The organism is Kitasatospora sp. NPDC114501 (assembly GCF_055633695.1).
The window spans coordinates 1-2,949 of the sequence record NZ_JBVKDS010000043.1 but is presented as its reverse complement, the minus strand read 5'-3'; the positions used below and the strand labels follow the sequence as shown (position 1 = coordinate 2,949).

Here is a 2,949-nt window from a genome sequence, read left to right as displayed (position 1 = left end):
TCGTTGTTGACGGCCGAGCCCTTGATCACGGCGTGCACCGTGTCGCCGTCGGCGAGCGCGTCCTCCAGCCGCTTCAGCGCCACCACGCCGACACCGTTGCCGAAGACCGTGCCCCGGGCGTCCGCGTCGAACGGACGGATGTGTCCGTCCGGGGAGAGGAAGGCCCCCTCCTGGTAGGGGTAGCCGGTGTTCTCCTGCACCTTGTAGGAGACCGCACCCGAAAGGGCCATGTCGCACTCGTAGTTGAGCAGGCTCTGGCAGGCCGCGTGCAGGGCCACCAGTGAGCTGGAGCAGGCGGTCTGGACCGGGAAGCTCGGCCCCCGCAGGTCGAGCTTGTACGACACCCGGCTTGTCAGGAAGGCGAGTTCGAAGCCCAGGCCGACGTTCTCGCCCTTGATCGCCTCGCCCTGCTCCAGGTTGCTGAGGATGTTCCCGAGGTAGGCGGTGGTACTGGCGCCGCCGAAGACGCCGATGCTGCCCCCGTACCGGGCGGCGTCGTAGCCGGAGTGCTCCAGCGCCGCCCAGGCCGTTTCCAGGAAGAGCCGGTGCTGCGGGTCCATGATCTTCGCTTCACGGGCGGTGTACCCGAAGAACTCCGCATCGAACAGGCCGATGCCCTCGAACTTGGGGACGGCCTTGACGTAGTTCGGCTGGCCGAAGACCTCGGCCGGCACCCCGGCGGCCGCCAGTTCCTCGTCGGTCAGGGCGACGATCGACTCGACGCCGTCGCGCAGGTTCGACCAGAACTCGGTCAGGTCCCCCGCGCCGGGAAAGCGCCCCGCCATCCCGACGATCGCGACGCCGTCCCGCGCCGGGAGATCCGTGAACTCAGTGGTCATCATTCGCCCCTTGCCGTCCGACGCCGTTGCTGGTGCTGGCGCCGGCGCTGCTGCATCTTCTCTCTGCGTTCCTCAAGTGCACTGAGGCTGTTGCTCGTTTCCTGCCGTACGGGCTTCTCGACCAGGCCGGCCAGGTGCGCTGCCGTCAGCCCCTCGTACAGGTCGCCGAGGGCGAGCTTGGTGCCCAGCCGGGTGTTGGTGGTGCTCACCAGCTGGATCGCGATCAGGGAGTTGCCGCCCAGATCGAAGAAGCTGTCCTGGATGCCGACCTTCTCGATGCCCAGCAGCTCCTGCCACACCTCGCAGATCGCGCGCTCGGTGTCGCTGCGCGGAGCCACGAACTCGGTGAGGATGTCCGGGCGTTCGTGCGCGGCGCCGCGGGGCTCCGCGGTGGCGCCCTGCTCCAGCGAGAAGGCGTTCTCGAAGAGCGCGGAGAGCTCGGCGGGCGACACGACGACCTGTGACTCCGAGACGCCGGCCAGGATCGCGTCGAGGGCCCACAGCCCCTCGGCGGCCGACATGGCGCGCTGGTCCACCTGCTCGATGCCGGACGGTACGGCGCTGCCGGCCGCCATACCGATCTCCCGCCACGGACCCCAGTCGATCGAGATCACCCGCCGGGTGCGGCCACGGTCCTGGGCGAAGGCGTCGAGGAAGCAGTTGGCGGCGCAGTAGTCGACCTGGCCGACACTGCCGATGTTCGCACCGTTCGAGCCGAACAGGACCAGGAAGTCCAGCTCCTGCTCCGCCAGCACCTTCTCCAGCACCAGGGTGCCGCGGACCTTCGGGAGCAGGACCTCGGCGGCCGCCTGGAGGTCCTTGAGCTGGATCAGGCCGCCACCGGCGACGCCCGCGGTGTGGAAGGCGCCGTGGATGGCTCCCCACCGTTGGGTGGTTCGCCGGACGGCCTCGCTCATCGCCGCCTGGTCGCTCACGTCGGCCTGGAGCACCAGCAGCTCCGCACCTGCGTCCCGCAGGCGGACCAACTCCCGTACGGTGTCGGCGAGTCGGCCCTTGCCCGGGTTGTGGGCGAGCCAGGAGTCCCACTCCGTGGCGTCGGGCAGCCGGGTGCGCGCGGTGAGCGCGATCCTTGCCCCCGCTGCCGCGAGGTGCCCGGCCAGGGCCAGGCCCAGGCCGCCGGTGCCGCCGGTGACCAGGTAGACGCCGCCCTTGCGCACCACCGGCGACGCGTCGCGTCGGGGCAGCGGCTGCGGTAGGTAGTGCTGGGACCAGCGGTGCCCCCCTCGGTGCGCCACTGTCTCCGTACCGGGCTCCGGTGCTACTGCCAACTCGGCCATCAGCTTGCCGAGTTGGGCGTTGGTGGGTGCATCCTGGCAGTCCAGGTCGACGCTGCGGCAGGTAGTGCCCGGCAGCTCGCGGGGCAGCACGCGGCACGGGCCCAGCAGGGTGGCCTTCAGCGGCGAGAGCGGCTCGGCGCCGGTGACGTTGTGCAGGCCGTTGCTGAGCACCCAGATCCGGCGCGGCTCGCTGTCCGGGTGCTGGACGAGGGCTTGGGTGAGGCGGATCAGACTCTCGAAACCGTGCTGGAGGCTGCCCTCCTCGCCCGGCGCGGTGACGCTCCAGCCGTGGACGATGTGGGTGGGCACACCGGCAGGGCCGGTCCGCAGGGTGCTGATCAGCCGCTCGTAGTCGGAGCTGTCGGCCGGGTCGATGGCGTAGCGGTTGTCTCCCCGGTCGGACCAGGCGCCGGCCGCCGCCACCACGGTGACGGTGGCACCGGCGGCCCGCAGTCGCTCGGTCACCGCCTCGCCTACGCCCAGGCCGTCGGCGAAGACCAGCCAGTGCCGGGCGCGGTCCGGCTGCTGCCCGGCCGGGAGGGGCGCCCGCTGCCAGGACGGGGCGTAGAACCACTGCGTGATGTCGTCGCGGCGCGCCGCGGCACGACCGGTGGCCTCGGCCGTCGTGGCCTGCCGGTCGAGCCAGTAGCGCTTGTGTTGGAAGGGGTAGGTGGGGAGGGGGATGCGGCGGCGCTGCTGCTGGGCGAAGTAGGTGGGCCAGTCGGGTGTGGTGCCGGTGAGCCAGAGGCTGCCGAGGGTGCGCTGGATGATCTCGGTGGCAGTACGGCGGTCGCGCTTGTGGGGGAGTGAGG

At 71.1% G+C, this 2,949-nt stretch carries 2 protein-coding genes; both read right to left on the bottom strand.

All coding sequences use genetic code 11. From position 1 onward, the window contains the following. On the bottom strand, positions 1 to 839 hold an 839-nt coding region (locus ACZ7RU_RS36990), incomplete at its 3' end, for a beta-ketoacyl synthase N-terminal-like domain-containing protein (RefSeq protein WP_470345394.1). Next, positions 839 to 2,949 (bottom strand): KR domain-containing protein (locus ACZ7RU_RS36985; RefSeq protein WP_470345393.1); only part of this gene is annotated, 2,111 nt, incomplete at its 5' end. The genes ACZ7RU_RS36985 and ACZ7RU_RS36990, both read right to left, overlap by 1 nt.